At 63.1% G+C, this 24,804-nt stretch carries 28 protein-coding genes; 9 read left to right on the top strand and 19 right to left on the bottom strand.

The window, feature by feature from the left end; all coding sequences use genetic code 11:
• Nucleotides 1–6 precede the first annotated feature (6 nt).
• From pip to cysS, 6 genes are read right to left on the bottom strand one after another with little or no spacing between them, the layout of a single operon-like run.
• Nucleotides 7–957, bottom strand: a complete 951-nt coding sequence (pip, locus tag EN804_RS12695) for a prolyl aminopeptidase (protein ID WP_127871403.1) — start codon at nt 955–957, stop codon at nt 7–9.
• Nucleotides 954–1,430, bottom strand: coding sequence for a GFA family protein (locus EN804_RS12690; RefSeq protein ID WP_127280640.1), 477 nt, complete (start codon nt 1,428–1,430; stop codon nt 954–956). Before EN804_RS12690 ends, pip begins: the two co-directional genes overlap by 4 nt.
• Complete coding sequence (locus EN804_RS12685; protein WP_127871402.1) at nt 1,427–1,918, bottom strand: GFA family protein; 492 nt, start codon at nt 1,916–1,918, stop codon at nt 1,427–1,429. The genes EN804_RS12690 and EN804_RS12685 overlap by 4 nt, the downstream gene beginning before the upstream one ends.
• Before the next feature lie 24 nt (nt 1,919–1,942).
• The gene (locus EN804_RS12680; RefSeq protein WP_127871401.1) at nt 1,943–2,329 is read right to left on the bottom strand and encodes a VOC family protein; all 387 of its coding nucleotides are present in this window, start codon (nt 2,327–2,329) and stop codon (nt 1,943–1,945) included.
• The gene (locus EN804_RS12675) at nt 2,326–2,514 is read right to left on the bottom strand and encodes a hypothetical protein (protein WP_127871400.1); all 189 of its coding nucleotides are present in this window, start codon (nt 2,512–2,514) and stop codon (nt 2,326–2,328) included. The genes EN804_RS12680 and EN804_RS12675 overlap by 4 nt, the downstream gene beginning before the upstream one ends.
• 32 nt (nt 2,515–2,546) lie before the next feature.
• A complete protein-coding gene (cysS, locus tag EN804_RS12670; RefSeq protein WP_127871399.1) occupies nt 2,547–3,998 on the bottom strand; it encodes a cysteine--tRNA ligase in 1,452 nt (483 codons plus the stop codon).
• Between the two features lie 418 nt (nt 3,999–4,416).
• On the opposite strand from cysS, the gene EN804_RS12665 reads away from it, so the two are divergent.
• The gene (locus EN804_RS12665; RefSeq protein ID WP_015318552.1) at nt 4,417–4,572 is read left to right on the top strand and encodes a hypothetical protein; all 156 of its coding nucleotides are present in this window, start codon (nt 4,417–4,419) and stop codon (nt 4,570–4,572) included.
• A 68-nt stretch (nt 4,573–4,640) separates the two neighbouring features.
• Here EN804_RS12665 and EN804_RS12660 read toward each other — a convergent pair whose 3' ends face one another.
• A complete protein-coding gene (locus EN804_RS12660; protein ID WP_135919620.1) occupies nt 4,641–5,402 on the bottom strand; it encodes an SOS response-associated peptidase in 762 nt (253 codons plus the stop codon).
• A gap of 119 nt (nt 5,403–5,521) precedes the next feature.
• Between EN804_RS12660 and EN804_RS12655 the strand changes: the two genes are divergently transcribed.
• The 4 genes from EN804_RS12655 to EN804_RS12640 all read left to right on the top strand — a co-directional run bounded on the left by EN804_RS12655 (nt 5,522) and on the right by EN804_RS12640 (nt 7,919).
• Nucleotides 5,522–5,944 (top strand): NUDIX hydrolase, encoded by a 423-nt coding sequence (locus EN804_RS12655; protein WP_135863754.1) that lies wholly within the window; start codon nt 5,522–5,524, stop codon nt 5,942–5,944.
• 129 nt (nt 5,945–6,073) lie between these two features.
• Nucleotides 6,074–6,451, top strand: a complete 378-nt coding sequence (locus tag EN804_RS12650) for a TIGR02301 family protein (protein ID WP_127278315.1) — start codon at nt 6,074–6,076, stop codon at nt 6,449–6,451.
• A 352-nt stretch (nt 6,452–6,803) separates the two neighbouring features.
• Nucleotides 6,804–7,061, top strand: coding sequence for a hypothetical protein (locus tag EN804_RS12645; RefSeq protein ID WP_015318556.1), 258 nt, complete (start codon nt 6,804–6,806; stop codon nt 7,059–7,061).
• A 69-nt stretch (nt 7,062–7,130) separates the two neighbouring features.
• Nucleotides 7,131–7,919 carry a hypothetical protein gene (locus EN804_RS12640; protein WP_189524509.1) on the top strand — a complete coding sequence of 263 codons (789 nt, stop codon included), beginning with the start codon at nt 7,131–7,133 and terminating at the stop codon, nt 7,917–7,919.
• Nucleotides 7,920–7,970: 51 nt separating this feature from the next.
• Here the strand turns inward: EN804_RS12640 and EN804_RS12635 are convergent, their stop codons facing one another.
• The 3 genes from EN804_RS12635 to EN804_RS12625 form a co-directional block, all read right to left on the bottom strand.
• Nucleotides 7,971–8,708, bottom strand: coding sequence for a nucleotidyl transferase AbiEii/AbiGii toxin family protein (locus EN804_RS12635; protein ID WP_135919617.1), 738 nt, complete (start codon nt 8,706–8,708; stop codon nt 7,971–7,973).
• Between the two features lie 70 nt (nt 8,709–8,778).
• Nucleotides 8,779–8,985, bottom strand: a complete 207-nt coding sequence (locus EN804_RS12630; RefSeq protein ID WP_245511629.1) for a hypothetical protein — start codon at nt 8,983–8,985, stop codon at nt 8,779–8,781.
• An 84-nt stretch (nt 8,986–9,069) separates the two neighbouring features.
• Nucleotides 9,070–10,401 carry a dihydroorotase gene (locus EN804_RS12625; protein ID WP_189524517.1) on the bottom strand — a complete coding sequence of 444 codons (1,332 nt, stop codon included), beginning with the start codon at nt 10,399–10,401 and terminating at the stop codon, nt 9,070–9,072.
• A 75-nt stretch (nt 10,402–10,476) separates the two neighbouring features.
• Here EN804_RS12625 and EN804_RS12620 point away from each other — a divergent pair, with 75 nt between their 5' ends.
• From EN804_RS12620 to EN804_RS12610, 3 genes are all read left to right on the top strand, one after another.
• Nucleotides 10,477–11,337, top strand: a complete 861-nt coding sequence (locus tag EN804_RS12620; protein ID WP_127278320.1) for a folate-binding protein YgfZ — start codon at nt 10,477–10,479, stop codon at nt 11,335–11,337.
• Entirely contained in the window at nt 11,337–11,972 is a 636-nt protein-coding gene (locus EN804_RS12615) for an HD family hydrolase (protein WP_127871392.1), read from the top strand. The genes EN804_RS12620 and EN804_RS12615 overlap by 1 nt, the downstream gene beginning before the upstream one ends.
• A 65-nt stretch (nt 11,973–12,037) precedes the next feature.
• Complete coding sequence (locus EN804_RS12610; RefSeq protein ID WP_135919613.1) at nt 12,038–14,179, top strand: EAL domain-containing protein; 2,142 nt, start codon at nt 12,038–12,040, stop codon at nt 14,177–14,179.
• A 15-nt stretch (nt 14,180–14,194) separates the two neighbouring features.
• Here the strand turns inward: EN804_RS12610 and EN804_RS12605 are convergent, their stop codons facing one another.
• Nucleotides 14,195–15,085 carry a fatty acid desaturase family protein gene (locus EN804_RS12605; protein WP_135919611.1) on the bottom strand — a complete coding sequence of 297 codons (891 nt, stop codon included), beginning with the start codon at nt 15,083–15,085 and terminating at the stop codon, nt 14,195–14,197.
• A 112-nt stretch (nt 15,086–15,197) separates the two neighbouring features.
• On the opposite strand from EN804_RS12605, the gene EN804_RS12600 reads away from it, so the two are divergent.
• Nucleotides 15,198–16,115 carry a LysR substrate-binding domain-containing protein gene (locus EN804_RS12600; protein WP_135863744.1) on the top strand — a complete coding sequence of 306 codons (918 nt, stop codon included), beginning with the start codon at nt 15,198–15,200 and terminating at the stop codon, nt 16,113–16,115.
• A gap of 16 nt (nt 16,116–16,131) precedes the next feature.
• Here EN804_RS12600 and EN804_RS12595 read toward each other — a convergent pair whose 3' ends face one another.
• From EN804_RS12595 to recO, 8 genes are all read right to left on the bottom strand, one after another.
• A complete protein-coding gene (locus tag EN804_RS12595) occupies nt 16,132–16,404 on the bottom strand; it encodes a DUF3303 family protein (RefSeq protein WP_127871388.1) in 273 nt (90 codons plus the stop codon).
• A gap of 16 nt (nt 16,405–16,420) precedes the next feature.
• The gene (locus EN804_RS12590; RefSeq protein ID WP_127280355.1) at nt 16,421–17,884 is read right to left on the bottom strand and encodes a RimK family protein; all 1,464 of its coding nucleotides are present in this window, start codon (nt 17,882–17,884) and stop codon (nt 16,421–16,423) included.
• Complete coding sequence (locus EN804_RS12585; RefSeq protein WP_127871387.1) at nt 17,884–18,981, bottom strand: peptidase C39 family protein; 1,098 nt, start codon at nt 18,979–18,981, stop codon at nt 17,884–17,886. Before EN804_RS12585 ends, EN804_RS12590 begins: the two co-directional genes overlap by 1 nt.
• Nucleotides 18,982–19,174: 193 nt before the next feature.
• Complete coding sequence (locus tag EN804_RS12580; RefSeq protein ID WP_135919609.1) at nt 19,175–19,966, bottom strand: anti-sigma factor; 792 nt, start codon at nt 19,964–19,966, stop codon at nt 19,175–19,177.
• Nucleotides 19,963–20,481: an RNA polymerase sigma factor gene (locus EN804_RS12575; protein WP_127276227.1), complete on the bottom strand. Its 519-nt coding sequence runs from the start codon at nt 20,479–20,481 to the stop codon at nt 19,963–19,965. The genes EN804_RS12580 and EN804_RS12575 overlap by 4 nt, the downstream gene beginning before the upstream one ends.
• Before the next feature lie 173 nt (nt 20,482–20,654).
• Nucleotides 20,655–23,393, bottom strand: a complete 2,739-nt coding sequence (locus EN804_RS12570; protein ID WP_135919607.1) for a DUF2339 domain-containing protein — start codon at nt 23,391–23,393, stop codon at nt 20,655–20,657.
• A gap of 82 nt (nt 23,394–23,475) precedes the next feature.
• Nucleotides 23,476–23,994 carry a PaaI family thioesterase gene (locus EN804_RS12565; RefSeq protein ID WP_135919605.1) on the bottom strand — a complete coding sequence of 173 codons (519 nt, stop codon included), beginning with the start codon at nt 23,992–23,994 and terminating at the stop codon, nt 23,476–23,478.
• A complete protein-coding gene (recO, locus tag EN804_RS12560; RefSeq protein WP_135919603.1) occupies nt 23,991–24,767 on the bottom strand; it encodes a DNA repair protein RecO in 777 nt (258 codons plus the stop codon). The genes EN804_RS12565 and recO overlap by 4 nt, the downstream gene beginning before the upstream one ends.
• Between the last annotated feature and the right edge of the window lie 37 nt (nt 24,768–24,804).

Below are 24,804 nucleotides of genomic sequence, written 5' to 3'. Positions count from 1 at the left end.
GCACTGTCATTTACCTGCATATTTGTCCGTCGCGCGGATCAGCTGATCGAGGATGCCCGGCTCCGAATAGGCATGGCCAGCGCCCTCGATCAGATGAAAGTCCGCCTTGGGCCAGGCCTTGTGCAGCGCCCAGGCGTAGCGCGCCGGGCACGGCATGTCGTAGCGGCCATGGACGATGGTGCCCGGAATGTCCTTGAGCTTTCCGGCATCGCGCAGCAACTGCCCCTCCTCCAGCCACCCGGCGTGGACGAAATAGTGGTTCTCGATGCGGGCAAAGGCGACGGCGTAGTCGTCCTCGCCAAAGGGACCGCTGGTTTCGGGCTCCGGCAGCAGGGTGATCGTCTCGCCTTCCCATAGGCTCCAGGCACGGGCGGCCTCGATCCGCATCTTGCGGTCGGAGCCGACCAGCCGCTTGCGGTAGGCGCCCATCATGTCGCCGCGCTCGACCTCGGGAATCGGCGCCAGGAAACGTTCCCACTTGTCGGGGAACATCTCTGAGACGCCGAACTGATAATACCATTCAAGCTCAGCGCGGGTCAGCGTATAGATGCCGCGCACCACCAGTTCGCTGACGCGATCAGGGTGTGTCTCGGCGTAGGCGAGCGCCAGTGTCGAGCCCCAGGAACCGCCGAACACGAGCCATCTATCGAAGCCGGCCATTTCGCGCAGGCGTTCGATGTCGGCAACGAGATGCCAGGTCGTGTTGGCCTCCAGCGAGGCATTCGGCGTCGACTTGCCGCAGCCGCGCTGATCGAACAGGATGACATCGTAAAGCTTGGGGTCGAACAGCCGCCGGTGTTTTGGCGAAATGGTGCCGCCCGGCCCGCCATGCAGGAACACCGCCGGCTTGGCGCCCTTGGTGCCCGACCGCTCCCAATAGACCTGATGGCCATTACCGACGTCGAGCATGCCCGAGTCGAACGGTTCGATTTCCGGATAGAGGGTGCGCAAGCTCATAGTTTCAGGCCCTGTTGCGGCCAATTGGCCGTTTCGTGATCGGGATGTTGGAAGGAGATGATCTGCTCCTGTCGCGCGTAATAGTCTGGATCCTGGTGGACGGGTTGCTCGAAGATCGTCTCCACCCAAGGCAGCCGTGCCGCATAGTTGACCTGGATCCGCGGCGCCAGATCGGAGCGGTCGTCGAAGGCGCCGATGGCGATCTCGAGCCCGCCGGGCTGCCGGTAGGTCAGCGGCGTGCCGCACCGGGCGCAGAAGCCGCGATCGATGTTGACCGACGACTGGAAATAGCTGGGCTCCTCACGGGTCCATTCGACACCATCCTTGGGCACCGTCACCAGCGCGCCGAAGAAGGAACCGAACTGTTTCTGGCACATCCGGCAATGGCAGATGGATGGGCGTCCCAGCGCGCCCTTGATGCGGAAGCGCACGGCGCCGCATTGGCAGCCGCCGGTTCGGACTGTCTCGGTCATGGTCTTTCCTCCGGCGGCCATTGGTCGGTGTCGTGGTCGGGATGCTGATAGGAGATGAGCTCGGCGAGATAGGGGGCCGAGCCCATATCCGCCATCGTGTCCTCGCCCGGCAATCGCGGAATGGAATCCACGTAGGGCAGTTTCGCCTCCGTGCCCCATTGGATGGTCGGCGCGATACCAGCCGGATCGTCGAAGGCGGCGATCGCCAGCGCCATGCCGTCGGGCGCCTCGAAGGTCAGCGGCGTGCCGCATTCGGCGCAGAAGCCACGCCAGGCCGCATTGGAGGACCGGAACCGCTTGGGCTCGCCGCGCGTCCAATCGACCTTGGCGCCGCGCACCGAGACGAGCGGCAGGTAGAAATTGCCGCTCGCCTTCTGGCACATGCGGCAGTGGCAGACCGAGGCGTCACCAAGCGCGCCTTCGACGCGAAAGCGCACCGCGCCGCACTGGCAGCCGCCCGTATAGACCGGCCGGTTGTCGAGGCTCATCGACTTTCACTCCGATCCATGGGCTCACTCCGGATCATGGCAGACCGCCTCGACATTGTTGCCGTCGGGATCGAAGACGAAGGCGCCGTAGTAGTTGGGGTGATAGTGCGGGCGCAGGCCCGGTCCGCCATTGTCCTTGCCGCCGGCTGCAAGGGCGGCGGCATGGAAGGCGTCGACCTCGGCGCGGCTGCGCGCGGTGAAGGCGACGTGCTGGTGATCTCGGGGCTTTTCGCTGGCCGCGCTCAGCCAGAACACTGGCCGGTCGCGGCCATAACCGCCGACCTTGGCGCCACCGGTGTATTCCTGCGGCACCATGTAAAGCAGCGAGGCACCGAGCGGCGCCATCGCCTTGTCGTAGAAGGCTTTTGAATTGTCGAAATCAGACACGGTGATGCCGAGATGGTCGATCATGGAACGAGCTCCTCCATTGCCGGTTCGCTCGCCGGCATTTCGGCATTGGCCAGGCCGGCCTCAATGACGATGTGCTGGCAGACATTGTCGATATCGCGGATCACGTCGTCGTTCCAGAAGCGCAGCAGCCTTGGCGGGCTGCCGGCACATTGGACTGTCGAGATCAGCTCTCTACGGCCCGCCAACCTCTCCACTCCGGCCATAACAGCAACCACTCTCACCGCTTGATCTCCCACGTCGTCATGCGCTCGCCGGTGACCGGGTCCTTGCCGTCCTTCAGCTGCACTCCCTTGGCCAGCAGTTCATCGCGGATGCGGTCGGCCTCGGCCCAGTTCTTCGCGGCGATGAACTGCAGGCGCCTGGCGATGGCCTGAGCGATCGCGACCTCGTCGACCTTAGCCGCGCCGACGTCGAAACCGAGGAATGCGAGCGAGGTTTTCAAGGAAGCCGCAGCGCCATTTTCGCCAACGCCGCTGAATTCGGTCGCCTCGCCTGCAAGCTGGGTCAGTTGCTGGAAGGCCGCGTAGGTCGCGAGGTCATCCGACAGCGCCTCCACCACCTCCACCGGCAACCGACTTCCCGCGGCCGGCGCCAGATCCGCCGCTCGTTTCCATTTGCGCAGCGTGTTTTCCGCCTCCTCCAGCTTGCGCACGGAAAAGTCGATCGGTTCGCGATAATGCGTCATCAGCATCGCCAGCCGCAGCACGTCGCCCGGCCATTTGCGACCACCAAAAGTGTCGGTCTCCAGCAATTCGTGGATCGAGTAGAAATTACCGAGGCTCTTCGACATCTTCTGGCCCTCGACCTGCAGGAAGCCGTTGTGCATCCACACATTGGCCATGACCGACGTGCCGTGGGCGCAGCGCGACTGGGCGATCTCGTTCTCATGGTGCGGGAAGATCAGATCGAGGCCGCCGCCATGGATGTCGAAGACCTCGCCGAGATAGGCAGCCGACATGGCCGAGCATTCGATATGCCAGCCGGGCCGGCCCCTGCCCCACGGACTTTGCCAGCCCGGCTCTTCGGCCGAAGACAGTTTCCACAGCACGAAATCGCCGGGGTTTTTCTTGTGGGCGTCGACGGCGATGCGGGCGCCGGCCTGCTGCTCGTCGAGATTGCGTTTCGACAATTGCCCATAGTCCGGCATCGACGCCGTATCGAACAGAACTTCGCCCGCCGCGACATAGGCATGGCCGCGTCCGATCAGGCTTTGAATCAAGGTGATCATGTCCGCCTTGCCGTCGGCGCGGGGCTCGACGAATTCGGTGGCGCGCGGCTCGACCGTCGGCTCCAGGCAGCCAAGCGTGGCGACGTCCCTGTGGAACTGGTCGGCGGTTTTTTCGGTAACCCGCCGGATCGCTTCGTTGAGCGACAGTGTGCCGGCTGATATCTCGCCGCCGAAATCGCGCAACGCGCGCGCGTTGATCTTGTCGTCGACGTCGGTGATGTTGCGCACATAGGTGACGTGCGTCTCGCCATAGAGATGGCGCAGCAGACGGAACAGCACGTCGAAGACGATGACCGGCCTGGCGTTGCCGATATGGGCGAAGTCGTAGACGGTCGGGCCGCAGACATACATGCGCACATTTCGCGGATCGATCGGCACGAAGTCCTCTTTCGCGCGCGTCAGCGTGTTGTAGAGGCGCAGGCCCTGCGATGCGTCAGACATTCCAAGCCTTCCCGGTTTCAGAACTTCTTGTCTGGATGGAGCCAGCCCCGCGCCGAGGCGCAAATCAGACTCCAGCCTGCTGGCCGGGGCGTTTGTCCAATCTGGGGAAGATGAGGCGAAAACGTCCGGACCAGCGCGAGGCTAGCCAATAATGCAAATGCCACAAATGGCGAAAGACGTTTTCATGGGCGGCTTTATCGCCCCGACCAGTGTTGCCGTCAAGTCGCTGATCCCGGGAAAAACATCGCGAGGGCTGGCAAACGCATCGCCCGATTACACGGAATCAGCCAATGAAACATTTTATTAAACATGTCGGCACAGTCATGAAACATTCGCCGGCTAGATCAGCAAGCGTCACGATTTGGTCGGATTCGGCGACCAAGTCGCATACACGAAAACGTTATCTGGGAAGAGAAACATGCCTCGAAGCAAGCAGGAAGCCAATCGCGCCAAGCAACCGGCGCTGGCCAACCACTATCGTGCGATCGGTCCGGCAGCCATCGTCGCCGCCCTTCTTCACACCGCCAAGAAGAAGAAGCCGGCGCAGAAGATCGTATCGCCCCGCGCCGCCTGAAGCGGCGCCCCGGCCGACACCGAGGGCGCGAACAAGCGCCCTGAACATAAAGACCCCGACTGGCTTCGCTAGAACAGCGTCATCTGACTGTCGTCCGCGCCGGGTTTCTGGCGCCTGACTTTCTCGGGTTCCGGCCCAACCTCGCCCCTCTCTTGAATCTCCGGTCCGGTGTTGGCGACCTTGTTGACAAGGCCGGAGACAGGGATCGCCTCGAAGAAATCGGGCTGTGCCGGCCGCAGCAGATGGGCGACATCGCGCGGTTCGCGCGTCCGGCAATCCAGCCAGCGGGCAAAGTCGGAGACATCGATCACCACCGGCATGCGGTCATGGATATGGGCGATGTCGGCGTTGGCGTTGACGGTCAGGATGGCGCCGGTGTCCATCTCCGAGCCGCCCGGCTCGGCATAGGTTTCGATCAGGCCGGCAAAGGCGACCAATCCGCCATGCCGCGGCCGGATCCAATAGGGTTGCCCCTTCCTGCCTCCGGTCTGCCGCCACTCGTAAAAGCCGGATGCCGGCACCAGCGCACGGCGATGGCGCATGGCGGCCTTGAACGAGGCCTTTTCGACTGCGCCTTCCGAGCGCGCGTTGAACAGCAGCGGAAACTCCCTGGTGTCCTTGACCCAGGCAGGAAGGAGCCCCCAGCGCACCAGCATCGGCTGCCGATCCGGCAGGTTGGAGCCTGCAGCCCGCGGCACGCCAGCAGTCGCCATCAGGACCGGCTGCGTCGGCGCGATGTTGTAGCGGGCCGGGAAATCTTCGAGCTCGGCAAGGCCCAGGAAGGCGGCGGTCCGGTCCGGCGTGGCGGTCAAGGCAAAACGTCCGCACATGATGGAGCCTTTCGAATGGTTCGGCTCCGAAAGTGGCTATGGAACCGGTGTTGCGCAACCGGTAATGCTTCCTCTTACCGGGCGGTCCACAACAGACCGGCCCGCGAATGAGCCTGATCATGAACGAAGCACGAAAGACACTTCCCGCCGTCTCGGTCGCCGTCGTGCGGGGGGACAGCATACTCCTCGTGAAACGGGCAAGGCCGCCTTCGCAAGGGCTCTACGCCTTTCCCGGCGGCAAGGTCGAAGGCGACGAGACGCTGGAGGATGCGGCACGGCGTGAACTGATGGAAGAGACCGGCTTGCGCGCCACCGGCTTGCGGCCGCTTCGGGAAATCCACATCGACGGCAGGGACGACAGCCACCCAGTCGACTATCTGCTCACGGTATTCGGCGGCGCCTATGCCGGTGGCGAGGCCGTGGCCAGCGACGACGCCGAGACAGCCGCCTTCTATACACTCAAGGAGATGACCCTGCTGCCGCTTGTCGGCTCGGTATTCGCGGTCGCAGAGGAACTCCTCGGTCCCCTTCAGACCCACTGAGCCGTCACTGAAAATCGCCTTGCAGGAGACAAATTGTTTCGTCACAAGGCTTATGTTGTCTCGCCAGCCATGACGGCTTAAGCCGTTCGACAGACGATAACGGCCTAAGCCGTCGGGCAGAGAAGATTTATGAACCGTCCGTCAATACTCCTCGCCATTTGCCTTGCTGTCAGCGCGGCTGTCCCGGCGCGGCCTGCCTTCAGTGCCGAGTCGCCGTTCGAGCCGGGGCTGATGCGGCTGGCGGAAGTTCTGGGGTCACTGCATTTCCTGCGCAATCTGTGCGGGGAGAAAGGCGACCAGTGGCGGGACGAGATGGAAAAACTGCTCGATTCGGAAAACCCTGACCCGGAACGCCGCGCCCGCTTCATCGCCAGCTTCAACCGCGGCTATCGTTCCTTCGGCGGCACCTACACCCAGTGCACCGCTTCGGCCACTGAAGCCATCAGCCGTTATATGAAGGAAGGTGAGACGCTGTCGCGCGACATCGCCTCGCGTTATGGCAACTGAGCATCCATCAACAGATATCAGGCCCGTCGCGACCGATGATCGCCATATCCGGCTTGTGCCTGTCTAAGTCTTGGTGCAATCCTGATGTTGCACTTCTGCAACAGCGTTAATCAAACGTTACCACGCGAATGCGGAATTAACTCAAACTGAAGGTTTTCGCCCCGCAGGCCGGCCTAATCGGCTAAGTTTGATCCGGGTTGAAACGCAGCTTCGCCAAACACAGTCGGCCCCTGTAACAGACGATCTAAAAAATGTCGTATTTACAGATACTTACTTGGAGCTGCCTATGAATGGAACAGATCAAGCCTGATCCACACTGATGGGTTGCCGCTTGAAAGGGTGGACATCGCTTATGGAACATGCTGCCAACGACATCGACGCGCTGGTCAGGGAAGAGAAGCGCCTGACGGCGGTTGAGAGCCACAGCGAAGCCTGGGCGGAAGGCCTTTCGGCCGGCATCGAGCCCGAGATCATTGCCGAGGCGGCACTCGAAACGGCATTCGGCGAAATGCTGCGCGCCAATGGCGAGACCTCGGCCCTTGCCCTGCTGGACCGTATGCGTGAAAAAGTGATTGCTGGCGCCTTCGAACCCGAGCGGCTGCGGCACTGAACCGATATCAGGTTCTTTGACGATTGGATGCCGATCGGGCACCATGCCCGGAGCAGGGAGATACGGGCAGTGAATTTTCCGATGTCAGGCAGGCCGAAGGGCCTTGTCCTCTACATCCGCCTCGCTGCTTGCTGTGGCGCGATTGCCTTGGCGACGTGCCTGGCCAGCAGCCCTGCCTATGCACTGAGCGAGATCAAAAACGAAGAACTCCCCTCGCCGGTCACACCGTCGACGGATGGCGATAGTTCAACGCCCGGAAGCACAGTTCCGATGCCTGACCCGGTGGGAACATCGCCTTCGAGCAGCCAACCGGCCGCTCCCGACGCCGCGGAGCCTGACACTCCGTCGGATGGCGGCAGCAACAGGCCGCGTGTCGATCCCGAGGCGCCCCTGCCGGAAGTCGTCTACGACCTCGGCAAGCTGCCCGAGCCGGTGCGGCGCATGCATGACCTGATCATCGAAGCCTGCAAGAGCGGCGACATCGAGAAGCTCAGGCCCTTGATCGGCAAGGGCGACAGCATGACCCAACTGTCGCTTGCCGATATCGATGGCGACGCCATCGCCTTCCTCAAAGCGCTGTCGGGCGACCCTGACGGCCAGGAGATCCTGGCTATTCTGGAGGAGGTGCTCTCCGCCGGCTACGTCCGTGTCGATGCGGGCACGCCACAGGAACTCTATGTCTGGCCGTATTTCTTCGCGCTGCCGCTCGACAAACTCGACGCCAAGCAGCGGGTCGAGCTGTTCAAGATCGTCACGGCCGGCGATTTCGACGACATGAAACAGTTCGGCGCCTACATCTTCTATCGCGTCGGCATCACACCCGCCGGACAATGGACCTTCTTCGTCGCCGGCGATTGAAGCCATCGCCTGCCTGGTTGCGTCAGGATGCAAGCATCGCAGACGATGTTGCTATTTGAGCGGGCTGGCAGGTTCTTCGCTGATGTCAGCATCAGGCCAAATGCGAATGCTCTCATTTCGAAGAGCCGAAATGGCGCCGCAAGCCATGTCAGCCTCCATCAGTAGGATCTCGGCTGCGTAATTCAACTCTTCCGCATCCCGAAGCTTGTTAACCACCCAAACAACCTTGCGCTGGATATCCTGTCCATATGCAGCCTGGGCCTTGGCTACAGCGTCGCTCGGGATCTCCCGGTAGGCGCTGATCAACATCCCCAGATCAATAGCATCGCGATAGCCGACAGCACGGTCTTGGCATCGATCGGCATTCGCCAATAACTTCTCGGCGAACATGTCCGAGGGGGTCAAAGAAGGTACATTTAGATCGTCGTCGAAACGACCTTGCAATGGGATGCGGGCTTCACGAACGATTTCAAACTTGATCAATTGCCTCCTCAACTTTACCACGGTCCTCAGGCCATACTGATCAATCCGAAAATCCCGTACAGCTTCGACTGGTTCAGGAAAGAATGCCCTTACACCGCGTTCGACTGCTGACATTCGCAATTGGCGATAGCCGTCGACGTCCGCGCACAGAAAATCGACGTCCAACGACCGCCTATACTCGCCCAATTTCAACACAATCGCCGTCCCGCCACCGAACCAGCATTGGGCTGCGGTCAGGAAATCGCGGTCCATAAGCGCGAGGGCTTCAGCGATAATCCTGTGTTCCGGCTTTCTGAATTCCTTCATGGCTTCCGCTCGCGAAATGTCCGGTTTTGAGGTTGCAAATGCGAGGCGAAAACCAGCACAGGAGGACAATTCAGCCGGCAGTCAGAAGGATACCGTGACCGAATTCGCTGGCGAGATTCTGGATAAGCAATTTCTCGCGCGTCGTAAGCCGTGTCTGATCGACAAAGCGCCAATTGCGCTCGTACAACGCAAATGCTTCGTTGGCCGGGATCAGTCGCGCGGCATCGCGATTCCACAAGAGCGCTTGCAGCTCTGGAAACTCGGCGGGGTCAATCATAGGCGCGCTATGTGCCTGCATAATGCCTTGAACATAGTGTGGAACGCTTAAAAATCAAAGACGTGACGCACAGCCACTGGTTGCCTAACCAGGCAGCGCCTCGGAGAACTCCACCGCCCTGCCCTGGCCCGGCGTGGCGATTTCGCCTTCCCACATGACGCGCTGACCGCGGATGACGGTGCCGACCGGCCAGCCGGTCACCTGCTTGCCGTCATAGGGTGTCCAGCCGGCTTTCGAGCCGGCCTGCGCATTGGCGATGGTCTCGCGCCGCTTCATGTCGACAATGGTGAAGTCGGCGTCGTAGCCGGCGGCGATGCGGCCTTTCCGGGCCATGCCGAAGATGCGCTGCGGGCCATGACTGGAGAGATCGACAAAGCGCTGCAGGGTCAGCCGGCCGGCATTGATGTGGTCGAGCATGATCGGCACCAGCGTCTGCACGCCGGTCATGCCCGAGGGTGAAGCCGGATAGGATTTTGCCTTCTCGGCCAATGTGTGCGGCGCGTGGTCGGAGCCGAGCACGTCGACAATGCCCTGCGCAATGCCATGCCAGACGCCGTCGCGGTGGCGCTTGTCGCGCACCGGCGGGTTCATCTGGATCAGCGTGCCGAGGCGCGCATAGTCGTCGGCGCTCAGCGTCAGATGGTGCGGTGTCGCCTCGCAGGTCGCGACATCCTTGTGCTGTTCGAGGAACAGTATTTCCTCGGCGGTCGAGATGTGCAGGACGTGGATGCGGGCGCGGACGTCGCGCGCGATGCGGACCAGCCTTTCGGTGCAGCGCAAGGCGGCGATCTCGTCACGCCAGACCGGATGCGATGACGGGTCGCCCTCGATGCGCTCGTCCAGGCGCTCGCGCAGGCGGAACTCGTCCTCCGAATGAAAAGCAGCGCGGCGGCGGGTGTTTCGCAGGATCGAGGCGACACCTTCATCGTCCTCGACCAGCAGGTCGCCGGTGGACGAGCCCATGAAGACCTTTATTCCAGCGGCCCCCGGCAAACGTTCGAGGTCGCCGACGTCCCTGGCGTTGTCGCGGGTACCGCCAACCCAGAAAGCAAAATCGCAATGCATGCGGCCGCTGCCGCGCCGGACCTTGTCGGCAAGCGTTGCCTCGCTGGTGGTCAGCGGGTTGGTGTTGGGCATTTCGAACACGGCGGTGACACCGCCCAGCACCGCCGCGCGCGAACCCGTTTCCAGGTCTTCCTTGTGCTCCAGTCCCGGCTCGCGGAAATGCACCTGGCTGTCGACGACGCCCGGCAGGATATGCAGGCCCCGGCAGTCGATCGTCTCGCCAGCCGAGGCCTGGCGCAGATTGCCGATCGCGGCGATGCGCCCGCCCGTCACGCCGACGTCGCGCAGCCCCTCGCCGTCATGATTGACCACTGTGCCGCCTGTCAGGATGAGGTCGTAGGTCATGGTGATGCTCTCTTGCGGGGGGAGTGTCAGCGGCTTACGTAATGGCCAACCGTTTTGCAAGATCAGGCTTTTATCCGCCCCATGCCCTTTGCCCTGCTGAAAGACCGCGCGCTCATCATCGTCTCCGGCCCGGATGCCGAACACTTTCTGCAAAACATCCTGACCACGGATCTCGATGCGCTTGGCAATGGTGAGGCCAAGCCGGGCGCGCTGTTGACGCCGCAAGGCAAGATCCTGTTCGACTTCCTGATCTCGCGGGCCGGCGAAAACGCCTTCCGCATCGAATGCCGTGCCGACGTTTCAGACGATTTCATTCGCCGGCTGATGCTCTACAAGCTTCGCGCCAAGGTCGAGATTGCCAAGTCGGAACAAACGCTTGTCACCGTCGCGTGGGGAAAGGAATCAATCGCCTCAGAAAGTGATTCAACCGCGGTCGCCGACAGGCGCTTTGGCGACGAAGGCGTCACGCGCTTCTATGCCGGCACCGCGGATACCGGCGACATCGCCGCGTGGCAGGCCTTTCGCATCGCCCACGGCATTGCCGAGAGCGGACCCGACTATGCACTCGGCGATGCGTTCCCGCATGACGTGCTGCTCGACGAGATGGGCGGTGTCGGCTTCAAGAAGGGCTGCTATGTCGGCCAGGAGGTGGTCTCGCGCATGCAGCATCGGGGCACGGCCAGGCGGCGCGTGCTGATTGTCGAGGCCGGGCTTCCCTTGCCCCCCGTCGGCACCGAACTGACTGTCGAGGGGCGGTCGGTCGGCACGCTCGGCTCAAGTGCCGGCACATCAGGGCTCGCCATTGCCCGCATAGACAGGGTCAAGGCGGCGTTGGACGTTGGCCAACCGATTCTGGCGGCCGATGCTCCGGTGACGCTCACCATTCCTGCCTGGGCCAAATTCAGTTTCCCGCAGGATGCCGCCGGCACGGAGGAAACCTGATGGCGGCGGACCGCGCCGGCGCGCCACCACGCGCCTGGCAGCGCATGCTGTCAGGCCGCAGGCTCGACCTGCTCGACCCCTCGCCGCTCGACATCGAGATCTCGGACATTGCGCATGGGCTTGCCCGCGTTGCCCGCTGGAATGGCCAGACCCGCGGCGAGCACGCCTTTTCCGTCGCCCAGCATTCGCTGCTGGTCGAGGCGCTGTTCAACGAACTGGTGCCCCAGGCTTCGGCCGACGACCAGTTGGCGGCGCTGCTGCACGACGCCCCCGAATATGTCATCGGCGACATGATCTCGCCATTCAAGTCGGTGATGGGCGGCAGCTACAAGGATTGCGAATTGCGCCTGCAGCGCGCCATCCATCTGCGTTTCTCGCTGCCTCCCGAACCGGCCGCCGTCCTGCGCAAGGAGATCAAGCGCGCCGACCAGATCGCCGCCTATTTCGAGGCAACGCTGCTCGCCGGCTTTTCGAGCGCCGAGGCGACGGAGTTCTTCGGCCGCCCGCGCGGTTTTTCCGCGGAGCGCTTCGACTTCGCGCCACGCTCGGTGACCTCGGCGCAGAATGCCTTCCTGAAGCGGTTTTCGGCGATCGAGACGTCAAGACATCACGTTGCGACATCCGCGCTAGGGTAGAAAACGCTAAATTAACCGGAAGCGTCAACAGTGTGGTGTTCGATCAAGCACCGCAGGGGCGCCTCATGCCCGTCGTGGATGTCAAGGATGGTTCGGTCGTCCCGGAACGGGCGGCCGGAGGCGTGGAACACTCTCGCCGCATGCAAGATGAGCTGCGCGAGCAGAACGAACGCTTTTCAGCCGCTGTCGAAAACATGTCGCATGGCCTATGCATGTTCGACGCCGATGAACGCATGATCATCTGCAACCGCAACTACATCGACATCTTCCACCTCGATGCCAAGGTGATGCGGCCAGGCATCCGCTTCATCGACATCCTGCGCCATAGCGTCGACCTCGGCGTCGCCTCGCAAAGCGCCGATGAGCTCTACGCCATCCGCAAGCCCTATATCGACCAGGCGAAACCTTCGGCCTACGAAGAAGTCCTGTCGGACGGCCGCATCATCCTTATCTCGCACCGGCCGCTGGCTTCGGGCGGCTGGGTCTCGATCTACGAGGACATCACCGAACAGCGGCGCGCCGAGCAGGATCTCAAGGAGCAGCATCGCCGCTTCGACGCCGCGCTCGCCAACATGTCGCAAGGCCTGCTGATGTACGACGCCGACGGCAAGATGATCGTGCGCAACGGGCGTTTTCTGGAACTGTACAATGTCACGGCGGCCGACTTCCCGCTTGGAACGACGCACCGCGACGCCCTCGAACGATTGCTGGAACTCGGCATCTACACGAAGATCGACGTCGACAGCGAAGTCGCCAAGACCGAAGCCTGCCGGCGGGCGGGAAAAATGCATTCGACGTATCGCCATCTCGCCGACGGCAGGACGATTCTGGTCGTGCGCCAGCCGATGAGTGGCGGCGGTTGGGTGGCGACGTTCGACGACGTCACGGAACGCCGTTTGGCCGAAGAGCGCATGACCCATCTTGCGCATCACGACACGCTGACTGGGCTGCCGAACCGATCGATGTTTCGCGAACGGCTCGACCATGCGCTGGAGGATGTGGCCGCTACGCCGCTCGCGATCTTCTCGCTCGACCTCGACCGTTTCAAGGCTGTGAACGACACCTGGGGACACCCTGCCGGTGACTGGCTGTTGAAGAGCGTAGCCGAAAGACTGCTGCGTTGCCTGCGCAACGATGCGGACATGATCGCCCGTTTCGGCGGCGATGAGTTCGTCGTCATCCAATCCAACTCCGTGGGCATTGCCGATGCCGAGAAATTGGCGAAGCACATCGTCGAGGCAATCGCAAAACCATTTCGCGACAAGAGCCGCGAGATGCATGTCGGCGTCAGCCTGGGCATCGCCGTTTTCCCCGCCGATGGCCGTGACGCCGACACGCTGCTGAAGAACGCCGACACGGCGCTCTATCGGGCGAAGAGCGAAGGGCGAAACCTCTATCGCTTCTTCGAACCTGGAATGGACGCCGCCGTGCAGGCCCGGCGGGCGCTTGAAGTCGACCTGGAGACCGCGCTGCCGCGCCAGGAGTTCGATCTCGATTTCCAGCCCATCATGAACATCGCCTCGGGCGAGATCATCGGCGCGGAGGCCTTGATGCGCTGGCATTCGCCGGCGCGCGGCAAGGTGGTGCCGGACGACTTCATTCCCGTCGCCGAAGAGACAGGGCTGATCGTGCCGCTTGGCGAGTGGGCGCTGAGGAAAGCCTGCGCGACGGCGGCTAGCTGGCCGCCGGGTTTGCGCATTGCGGTCAATGTCTCGGCGGTGCAGCTCAAAAGCAGCGGGTTTGCCCGCGCCGTCATCTCGGCGCTGGCTTTTTCCGGCGTCCCGGCCGGACAGTTGGAACTGGAAATCACCGAAACCGTACTGATGGACGAGAGCAAGGCCGTGCTGAAAACGCTGCGCCAGTTGCGTGAGCTCGGTATCCGCATCGCGCTGGACGATTTCGGGACCGGCTATTCCTCGCTCGGCTACCTCAGGCGTTTTCCGGTCGACAAGATCAAGATCGACCGATCATTCATTCGCGACATGGGCAATCGCGACACGGCGGCGATCGTTCGCTCCATCATCGGTCTCGGCACCGAACTTGGCATCGTCGTCACCGCCGAGGGCGTCGAAACCGAGAGGCAACTCGACATGCTGCGCGACAACGGTTGTGTCGAGGCGCAAGGCTATCTGATCGGCGTGCCGTCGAAGGCGGCTGACATCCAGCGTCTGTTGAAAGCGCGTGCGCCGCGCAGCCAGACCGGCTAACGCATCGGCGCAAGGTCAGCGCAGCGTCTCCAGGTATTTCTCGTGGAAGCTGACATAGCCGGGCTCGACCACCTTCAGGTGCCGCTCGATCAGCGCGTGAAACCGCGGCAATTGGTGAAACGGCACGCCGGGATAGGCATGATGCTCGGCATGGAACGGCATGTTCCAGGCCAGCTTGCGCACCGCCCAATTGGTCAGCGTCGTCCTGGTGTTTTCCAGCATGTTCGCGACGAACGGGCAGCGGCCGTGCTCGGCCAGCAGATAAAGCCGCAGGAATGGCTGTCCGAGCAGAGCCGGCAAGATCCAGACATAGAACAGCACCGTTGCCTCGAACCAGATGGCAAGCGCCAGGACCACGACATAGAACCCGATCATCGCACGTGCCTCGGCGCGCACTTTGGGCAGGCCCTTTGGCGGCACATAGCTATCGTGGCAGTCCCCACGCGCATTGGTGTACAGCGTCTTGAAATGCCCCCACCACACCGGCAGGCCCGAGACGTGGACAATGTATTGCCGCAAGGTCTCAGGCTTCGGGAAGGCAAGCTCGGGATCGTTTTCCGGATCCTGCGTGTACCGGTGGTGAGCGAAGTGGAAGTAGCGGAACCAGTCGGCGGGCAGCCCGATGGCCAGGCTGCACAGCCGCGCCACGCCGTCATTCAGCCGCTGCGTATTGAAAGCCGTTCGGTGAACCGACTCGTGCAGCAGCGTGAACAGGAACACGATCAGGATGCCTTGCGGCAGCATCAGCAATGGCCAGAACGGCACCTCGGCCGCGATCAGCGATCCAATGATGACAATCGCACCCAAGTGAGCGCCGAGCTGGAACAGGCCCGCGACATCGGATTTGGCCGTCAGGCGAATGCGCTCTTCTGTCGTCAGCGACGCGATGATGTCGCGATGGTCCATCGGCTTCGATCCAGGCTGGAGATTGATGAAAACCACTCTAGTCCGCGAAAAAGCTTTCCAAAAACGACGATTCCTGCGATTTGGATAAGCTAAGCTTATCTATCTGGCGATCATGGTCACATCCCCATCCCTGAAAGGGCTCCAGGCTTTCGAAGCCGCCGCACGTACGGGCAGCTTTGCCGCGGCGGCGGAAGAACTTTCGGTCTCGGCTGCCGCCGTCAGCCAGCTTATCCGCACCTTGGAGGAGCAGATGGGCCGCAAGCTGTTTCAGCGGATCAACCGGCGCGTTGTCCTCACCGAGGCGGGCGTGGAAATGTTGCCGCGGCTGACCGTGGCTTTCCAGGAGATCGGCAGCGTCTCGCGCGAACTGGGCGGCGATGCATTCCGCCCGCGTCTGGTCGTATCGGTGCCGCCATCCATGGCCATGGGCTGGCTTTCGCAGCGTCTGGCCGGCTTCGTCGCAAGCCATGGCGCCGCCGACATATCGGTGCGGGGCGATGACGACCCGGTGCCGTTCGACCGCGAACTGATCGACATCAGGCTCTCCTACGGTCCGCACTATCGCGAACATCCGACCGAGGATATTGCCAGGGACGCGGTCTATCCGGTCTGCGCGCCAAAGCTTGCCGGCATGATCAAGGCAGGCGGCGAGCCGCTCGCCGGGCTGCCGCTGATCCACACGGATTGGGGACCGACCGGTGCTTCGTTTCCGTCCTGGCGCAACTGGTTCGAGGCGACGAATGCCCAATCTGGCCGGGCATTGCGGCGCGGCCTGTCGGCCAATTCGTCGCGCGCGGCCCTCGACCTCGCGATTTCGGGGTTGGGCGTGGCGCTGGCGCAAGGGATTTACTGTGCCGAGGCGGTGGAGGACGGCAGGCTGGTGCGGCCCGCCGCGAGCGCAATCGCCCTGCGACAGCCCTACTGCCTGACTGTCCCGGAGCGAAGCGCAAGGCGCGATGTCGTGGCCGCGTTCCGCGCTTGGCTGATCGATGAATGCCGGCGCGCCGTGGACTCCCCGGCGCTGCGCTGACCCAGGAGGGCGATGGCTAGAGGTGCCCGCTCAAGGCCACCACCATGTCCTTGTTGGTCGCCACGGGCACGATCTCGAACTCGACCAGATCAGCCCATTCGATGACCCATCGCTGCAGGAGCGTGACATCATCGGCCTCCACCAGCAGGAAACAGCGGCTCATATCGGCCGCGATCCAGCTATGATGCACGACAAGCTCCTCCGGCTTCAGGCGGCCCCGGTCGCGGAACCGGCGATAGATTTCCTTGCGGTCGCAGCCGGTGAAATCCTCGATGACGATGAACAGCATCTCTTCCCTCGGTCGATTACCGCCCCGGCCTGTCCAGCCGCTCCAGGAACCACTGCGTCAACCGCACCCAGACTTCGTCCTTCTCGCCGGAATCCTCCCAGCCATGGTCGAGGTTGGGGTTGTCGTTGACCTCGATGACGAAGACGCCGTCCTTGGTCTCCTTGAGGTCGACACCGTAGAGGCCGTCGCCGATGCAGCGCGCCGCCTTCACCGCCGTCTCGACGACATGAGACGGCGTCTCCTTCAGCGTGAAGGTCTTGATGCCGCCCTGGTCGGGCTTGCCATTGGCCTTGTGGTTGACGATCTGCCAATGCTTCTTGGCCATCAGATAGTGCACGGCAAACAGCGGCTGGCCGCCGAGCACGCCGACGCGCCAGTCATATTCGGTCGGGATGAATTTCTGCGCGATCAGAAGATCGGAATCCTCGAGCCATTCGGTGGCAAGCGTCTTCAGTTCCTCGAAATTGGCGCATTTCTTGACACCGCGCGAGAACGACGAATCCGGGATCTTCAACACCAGGGGAAAACCCAGCGTCTGCGCCGCGAGTTCGAGATCAGAGGCGCCGGCGATCATCACCGTGGGCGGCACCGGCACTTTGTTGTAGGCCATCAGTTCGTTGAGATAGACCTTGTTGGTGCAGCGGATCATCGACAGCGGGTCGTCGATGACAGGCATGCCTTCCTGCTGGGCGCGGCGGGCGAAACGATAGGTGTGATTGGAAATCGAGGTGGTCTCGCGGATGAACAGCGCGTCGTAATTCGCGAGCTTGGCGAGATCCTTCCTGGTGATGGGCTCGATTTCGACCCCCATCTTTTCGGCGATCTTGGCCCAGTAGCGCAGCGAGGAGATTTCCGACGGCGGCAATTCCTCATGCGGATCGACCAGCGTGGCGAAGGTGTAGCGCGCCGGCGTCCGGCCCTTGGTGTCGCGCCACTCTCGGTTGGTGTAGGTCTCCAGGCACTGGATGAAGCTTTTTTCCTCGTCCTCGGTCATCCGCGCCAGCGGGTGGAAGCCGATCTTGCGGATCGAGGCCCATTCGGCGCTGTCCTTGATGTGGACTTCGAGCGCCGGCGCCCGGAACCAGTCGAACAACAGCTTGGCAAAACGGTCCCAGACCTTGGACGGGCCGATGCCGAAGAAGATGCAGACCTTCGCCGGAAATACGCCGCCGAGGTCCTTGCGGCATTTGTTGAGCGCCAGTTCCAGTTCCGGCAAGGCGTGCTCGTAGAGCTTGCGCTCCGACAGGTCGATCATCGTCTCGACGGTCGGGATGACCTTGTGGCCGCGCGAACTCGCCAGCAGCGACGCGTAATAGCCGCGGCTCTGGTAGCCGTAATTGTTCGACAGGTTGATGACCTTCGGCCGCTGGCCGCGGAACAGCGAGGGATGCGCGAGATAGTCGCGATTGGTGATGATCTTGTGCGGTGTCGCCACCTGGTCGAGATCGCTTTGCCTGCCGGTAAGAATGACCCAGGTCATTATCTCTTTCCCAAAGTGATGGCGGCACGCAGTCCGTCGCGGCCGAACTGCGCCATGTTCATGAAGATGCCGTAAGGCACGGGAATGTTGGCGGCATCAAGGATGGTTTCCTGCCTTTCATCCTCGACCCACGGATCGTGGATCAGAATATGGTCGCCATCATCGCCGATGGCCAGCACCCAATGCGGCACCTTCTTGCCGAACATCAGGAAGCCGCTGATCAGCACCAGCACGAGTTTGCCCCCGGCGAGAGCCGCCCTGATATCGTCGATGGTGAACGGACGGTAATTCACCGGGATACCGTAAAGTTCCGCTCGGCGGCGAAAGTCGACCTGGGCCAATTCCATGATCCGGCGCTTGTCCTCGCTACGCACCGATTGCAGGAACAACGCGCCGTAGAAGGAAACAAAGATTTCCGCCGCGAGCCCGCTTTCATACCCCGAGACAGCCAGACCGAATGGTTCGCAGCCGCCCGGCCCGGACATCATGAAGACGGTCGTCGCCTCGCGCCAGAGTCGGATTTCCATCACCGGGTCGGGTACGAAGCCACGATCGAAATTGGCCATGGCCATCATCAGGCAGCATGGACCGCAGGTGAACTCGCAGGTCTGCTGATAGAATGGCACCCTGGTGGCGACCGGAAGGTCGCCGCGCAGGGTCTTCTCATAGCGCAGCGCCGTCGCGCCGTCCTCGTAGTAACCCGGCTCCCGGCCAATCTTGCGGTATCCGCCCTGCTCGTAGATGCGGATGGCACGGCCATTGTCTTCGCGCACTTCGAGACGCAGCATCATGCGGCCGTGTTCGAAGGCTGCCTCTTCGGCCGCGGACAGCAATTGGCGGCCTATACCGAGCCCGCCGAAAAACGGTCCGACGGCTATGGAATAGAGCCGTGCCACGCCGCTGCCCTTGCGAAAAAGCACGATCGCGTAACCGCCGACGCGGCCATCGATTTCGGCGACCAGCGTCTCGGCGGTCTCGCGCTCGATGAACTGGCGGAAGGAGCGGCGGGAAATGCGGTCGCTCGAGAACACAGCTTTCTCGATGGCGGCGAGGTCATCGACGTCAGACGCGCGGGCCGTGCGGATCTCGGCAGGCATGCGGCTTGAGAAAACCTCGATTGCGTTGCGGAAACGGCCCCAGTCAAAGCGTCGCAAACACCGGCCGAAGCGCCGGTATTCATCAAGCGCTATCGCTCCTTGATTAGGGCCGAATTGTGACAGTTTCCGCGGCGGCAGGGAAGCTGACAAGCTTTGAACGGAATCGCTGTTTCAAGCCGAGATCGCCGCCGGCTCAACTGGCGAGACCGGCCAGAAGCTGCCCATACGCACTCTTCGCCACGGCCGCCAATTGCTCGCGCGGCAGCGAACCGACGACGGCACAGCCATAGCCCTTGTCCAGCCAATAGACGGCCTGCGGACCCTCCTGAGCCGAAGCGTAGGTACCCTTGGCATTCTCCGTCGATTCCGCCGTCACGAAGAGGGATATGCGCTCGCCCTTGTCGTCTTCGTAGAGCAGCATTGCCGCCTTGCTTTCACCGGCCGGCAGCAACCGGCCACCAACCAATTGGAACCCGTTCGCGCTCAGATCCGGCGCCACCAGCTTCAGGCCGACCCGGTTGGACAGCCAGGTCTGCAAATGATCCTTGTCGCTGGCCGGCACTTCCACCGCATGCAGCTTCTCGGCGGCATAGATGACATGGGCGGCGATCGCCTGTTCGGCGAGCCGATCCTCCGCCGGATCCTCCTGCCCGAGTCCGCCGATGCCGGCAAAGTAGCCGCCAAATCCGCCCGTGGTCAGAAACACCGCCGCGGCGGCGGCAAGCCACCAGCGCGAGCGTGGCACCGCTGCCTTAACAGGCGCTTCGCCGAGCACCACCTTGCGCAAGCGCGCGGGAACAGGCTCATCCAGCACGCCGGCAAAGGCGGCACGCAATGCCTCGCGGTCGGCGGTGAAGCGGACGCTCCTCGCCTTCATCTCCGGATTGGCATCGAGCCAGGCATCATAGGCGGCACGCTCATCGGCCGGCAGTTCGCCGTCGAGCGCCATGTGAATGTCCCGTTCGGAAAAATCGCGGCGGATCATTTCTCGACGATCCTTATGGCGCGGCGGCGCGCTGTGTCGTCCAGCAACCCGCGCAGTTCCTCACGCCCACGCGCGATGCGCGACATCAGCGTGCCCGCGGGCACACCCAGAATGTTGGCGGCTTCGGCATAGGAAAATCCCTCGATGGCGACCATGACCAGGGCCGCGCGGCGATCGGGGCTGATCGCCTGCAATGCGTTGATGATCTCGCGCGAAGCAATGCCCTCCAACTGTTCGGGCGGCTGGGCAACCGCCTCGCCCGCCTCGAGCGGCAGCATCGCCGCTTCGCCGCGGCGGTTCACCTTGCGCATCTGGTCGATGAACAAATGATGCATGATCGTAAACAGCCACCTCCTGGGGCTCTCTCCTGTCTGCCAGTTGTCGAGCCGCAACAGTGCGCGCTCGAGGCAGTCCTGAACGAGGTCGTCGGCAGAATCACGGTCGCGCAGAAGCGAGCGTGCGTAGCGGCGCAGGCGCGGTATTTCGCCAAGGATTGCTGCCTTCTTTTCGTCCATGACCGCTGGTTCTGAGGTCGCCCTTGTTGATTCCGATTGAACGCGCCTTCCCGGCACGGCGCAAGCGGCCAGCGCGAAGCGGTCCGCCGCTCCGGTCACCCAAGCAACGAGATAACGCTGGCTGCTGCCGGTTTATTCCCGACCGGCAAGAAAACCCAATGATTCGCGGGCGATTAGCCTTTTTCCTTCGCCGCCCGCGTCAAAAGCCGCTGATAGAACAGGCCGATGCCGATCAGCACCGCGCCAAGGCCGATGAAGGATAGCGCCCTGAGCACACCTTCGAGTTCGGACATGTCAAACAGAAAGACCTTGAGCACGGCGACCGCGATCAGCCCGGCCGAAGCAATACGCAGCACCTGCGATTTCAGCCAGACGCCAGCCGTGAGCAGCGCCACGCCGATCACCAGCCAGAGTGCCGAATAGGTATAGGTCTCCAACTGGCCAAGGCCGCTCCACAAACCAATGAACTCGCCCTTGAACAGGTGCCTCACCGAGAGCGTGGCATAGGCGAAGGCAAGCAGCGCCGCCACCAGCGCCAGCATGGCCGAATACCATTTCGGCCGCTTGCCCCTGCTATAGAGCGCCAGGCCGCCAGCGGCGACGGCCGGCAGGAGATAGGCCAGGAACAAAAGATTGAAAACCGGGATCCGACCGGTCGATTCGTCGGTGAACAACGGATTGAGCACCAGGAAATGCTGGATGACGACGAAGGCGACTGAGACCACGCCCACCGCCATCGAACCATAGCGCAGCACCGAGCTTGGCGAGCGCCGGTCGATGGCGATCAGGATGGCACCAGCGCCGATGGCGATCAGCGTGTAGATCGCCTGTTCGGCAAGCGTCGGCGCATCGCTGTTGATGACGCCGCCATGCATGGCGTGGCGCACCAGCATGGCGAGCGTTAGCAGCGCAAACAGTGCCGCCGCGGCCTCCATGGCGAGGCGCGGTCGGCCATTGGTGGTGTGGGCGAGTTGCCAGGCCGCGAAGCCGAAGGCGAGCGCCGGCACGCCATAGCCTGGCAGCAACCAGTTGAAGACCGGTGTCGTTGACAGGAACCCGGCGCCGACAATCGTCGGGTCGAAGGCGACGCGGCCAAGCACCGTGATGACGGCGGCGACTGAAATCCAGCCGAGCACAGGATAAGAGCGCCAGCGCGTGGCGAGCGCCGGCACGATCGCCGCGGCGCCGAGCAAGGTGGTGGTCCAGCCGGAATCAAAAGCCATATGCAGCATCAGGAGGCCGGCGACTGCTGCGCCACCCAAGGCAAACGACACTGCGGCACCGCCCTTGAACGGTGGTTCCTCGGCCCGCGCGATCCATTCGCCGCCGGCGGCGAGGATCACGACCAGCAGGGCCGCGACCGCGGCGTATGCAAAATCACGGTCGAGATTGCCGAAGGTGAGCCAGAGCGCCAGCAGGATGACCAGAGGCGCGATGACGCCCCATGCTGCCCACGAGGCTGCCCGGATCCACACCGAGGCGGCAAAGCGGCGGGCGGTCCACAAGCCGGCGGCAACGAAGACAAGGCCGAGGCCAATACCGATACGCAGCGTCAAGGCATTTCCGGCCGCCACCGGCAAGCCGTCAAAGCCCAGATTGCCCTGGGAGAAATCGGAGCCAATGGTGGTGGGCGGAATGATGCCGAGATGGATCATCACCGTGACCAGCCCGGCTGCGTGCAGCAGCGGCACCGCGCGCGGTCGGAAGAATGCGGTGGCGACAAGGGCGACGAGAACCAAGGCGCCTGGCAAGGCATAGCCTGCCGCGACAAATGTCGCGTCGACCGACAGGCCGAGCGCCGAAAACGCGATGAAAGCCCCCGGCACGATCGATGGCCAGTCGAAGCCGCTTTCCGCTTCGCTGCCCCGACCGCTCAGCCAGACAAGAGCCAGCACGGCCAGCGTGACGGCGTCGATGAACAGGATGGCGGAGAGGTCCGCGCCCGGCGCGTCGGTCATGTAGAGGATGGTCCAGATGCCGGTGCCGAAAAAGGCGGCCGCCATCAGCACTTGCCAGTCGCGCATGCGGGCGATGACGCCGGTGGCCGCGAGCACGATGGCGAGATAGCCGAACAATGCCCAGGGACTGGGCGCCTGCGAAGCGATCAGCACCGGGGTCACCATAGCGCCGACAAGACCGATGCCAGCCAGCGCCTGGCCATGGACGAGCGCGGCGGCGATGGTCGCAATACCGATCGCACCGAGCAGCGTGAAGGCAAGAGCCGGGCCGATGAAGCCGTAAATGCCATGGGCGGCATAGACGGTGCCGAACAGGATGAAGGCACCGGCCGCCGTCAGAATCGCCGGAATATAGGCGCCGGCAACATCTTGCACCGGCACCTTGAAGCCGGTGCGGCGAATGAACTCGCCGCCGGCGACCAGCACCAACCCGAGCACAGCCGCCATGGTGAGCCGCACGCCGGGTCCGAAAATGCCGGCCTCGATGGTGTAGCGGATCAGGAACAAGCCGCCGAGAGCAAGCGCGATGCCGCCGACCCAGACCGCCCAACGCGTGCCGAGCGCGGTTTCGACATCGGACTGCCGGGCGGCCTGGGCGGCCGCGGCCGGCACGACCTCCGGCGTTTCCGGTGCTGCCTCGGGCGCGCTCCAGGGACCGGGCACACTCTCGCCGGCCGGGATTTCCACCTCCATGGCCTGTACCATCGCGGGTGCCGGATCGCTGATTGCTGCCGGGGCGATGTCGGCCGCGGGCGCGGACACCGATGACGTGTGCGCCTTGCCCTCGGCCGCCTCCTGGTCCGACAGCCTGACCACGGGCGGCACGACGCCCGAAAGCACGAGACTGCGCAGCGCGCCAAGCTCGCGCTCGATCAGACCGATCCGGCTCTGCTGGCGCGAAATGATGACGAACAAGGCGATGATGGCGACAAGGCCGATCAGGCTTTCAAACATGGCGGTTCCCCCAAACCAGGCCAGTTTTCACTGACATTTCGTCTCACTGACATTCAAATGCGGCGGCCAAACGGCTGAAAACTCAACGTGCCGCCAGATTGGCTGCCGGAAATATCGAACATGTCTCGGTACCGAAAGCCAGCAGCTTGCCGCCGGCGTCCTTCAGCGTCGCCTCGGAAACGGCAAGCGTGCGGCCCTTGTGAACCACCTTGCCTTCACAAACCACCTCGCCGGTCCTGGGCGTGATCGGCCGCGTCAGGTTCACCTTGAACTCGGCCGTCGTGTAGGCCTCACCCTTTTCGAGCAGCGTCTGAACGGCGCAGCCCAACGCCGAATCGAGCAGCGTCGCCGCCCAACCGCCATGCACGCTGCCCAGCGGGTTGAGACGGCGTTCGTCCGGCACGCCGCGAAATACGGCGCGGCCTTCCGACACTTCGGTCAAGGCGAAGCTGAGCTGGAAGGAGATCGGCGGTGCCGGATATTTGCCGTCGATGATTCGCTGAAGCAATTCCAGGCCGGTGTATTTCAGGATGTCGGCATGAGGAATGGTGCCGAGGCCGAGTGGCGAGACCCGGCCCGGATAGAGTTCGACTTCGCTCATCTGATGATTTCCCCGGCCGCGTTCTCTCCGGCGATGGGCTTGTGCGTCGCGTGGTGCTTGCGCAGCGCTGCAAGAAAGCCGGCGCGCGCGTCAGGCTGATCGATGCCGCGCGGCTCGTAAACATGGCGGGTGAAGAAGAAACCGGTCAAGCGGAAGGCGTCCGCGATCGCCGCATGGTTCGCGCGCATGCCGGAGCCGCGCTGCAGAAATGCAGGCAGCACCAGCATCTTGTCGTGCCACGGCGCGCCGGCTTCACGCGACACCGCGCGTCCCGACTTCGGCGAGACATAGGCAAGATCCTGCCTTGTACCGGTGGCGGCGCATTGGCTGAGATCGAGGCCGAAGCCGAGTTCATCAAGGATCAGAAGTTCGAAACGCGCCACCAGCTCGCCGGCGGCATCGGCATCGTCCAGGTGGACGATCATCACCGAAAGCGCCTCGAAGAGGCCGCCATGGGCGTCACGCTCGGGCAGCAGGCGCAGATGCGCCGCCATGGTCTGAAGGCCGTAGACGGCGATGGCACTGTCCATCAGCCGGGCGGCATTCATTTCGATCGCTTCGGCCTGGAAGGTGCCCAGATGCTCGTCGAGGCGCGCACGCCACAAGAGATCGACGCGATTGCCGGGCTGGAGAACGGGCTGCTGCTTGCGCGAGCGGCCGCCGCGCACGAGGCCGAGATGGCGGCCATGCGCACGCGTCATCACCTCGAGAATGGCGCTGGTTTCGCCATGCTTGCGGGTGCCGAGAATGATTCCCTCGTCGCGCCATTCCATGCCCGAGCTTTTCACCCGTTGGATGGCGAAATCAAGA

The organism is Mesorhizobium sp. M8A.F.Ca.ET.161.01.1.1, assembly GCF_004792105.1.
GTDB lineage: Bacteria > Pseudomonadota > Alphaproteobacteria > Rhizobiales > Rhizobiaceae > Mesorhizobium.
The sequence above is the reverse complement of the archived record's forward strand: the minus strand, read 5'-3'. Positions and strand labels throughout refer to the sequence as shown.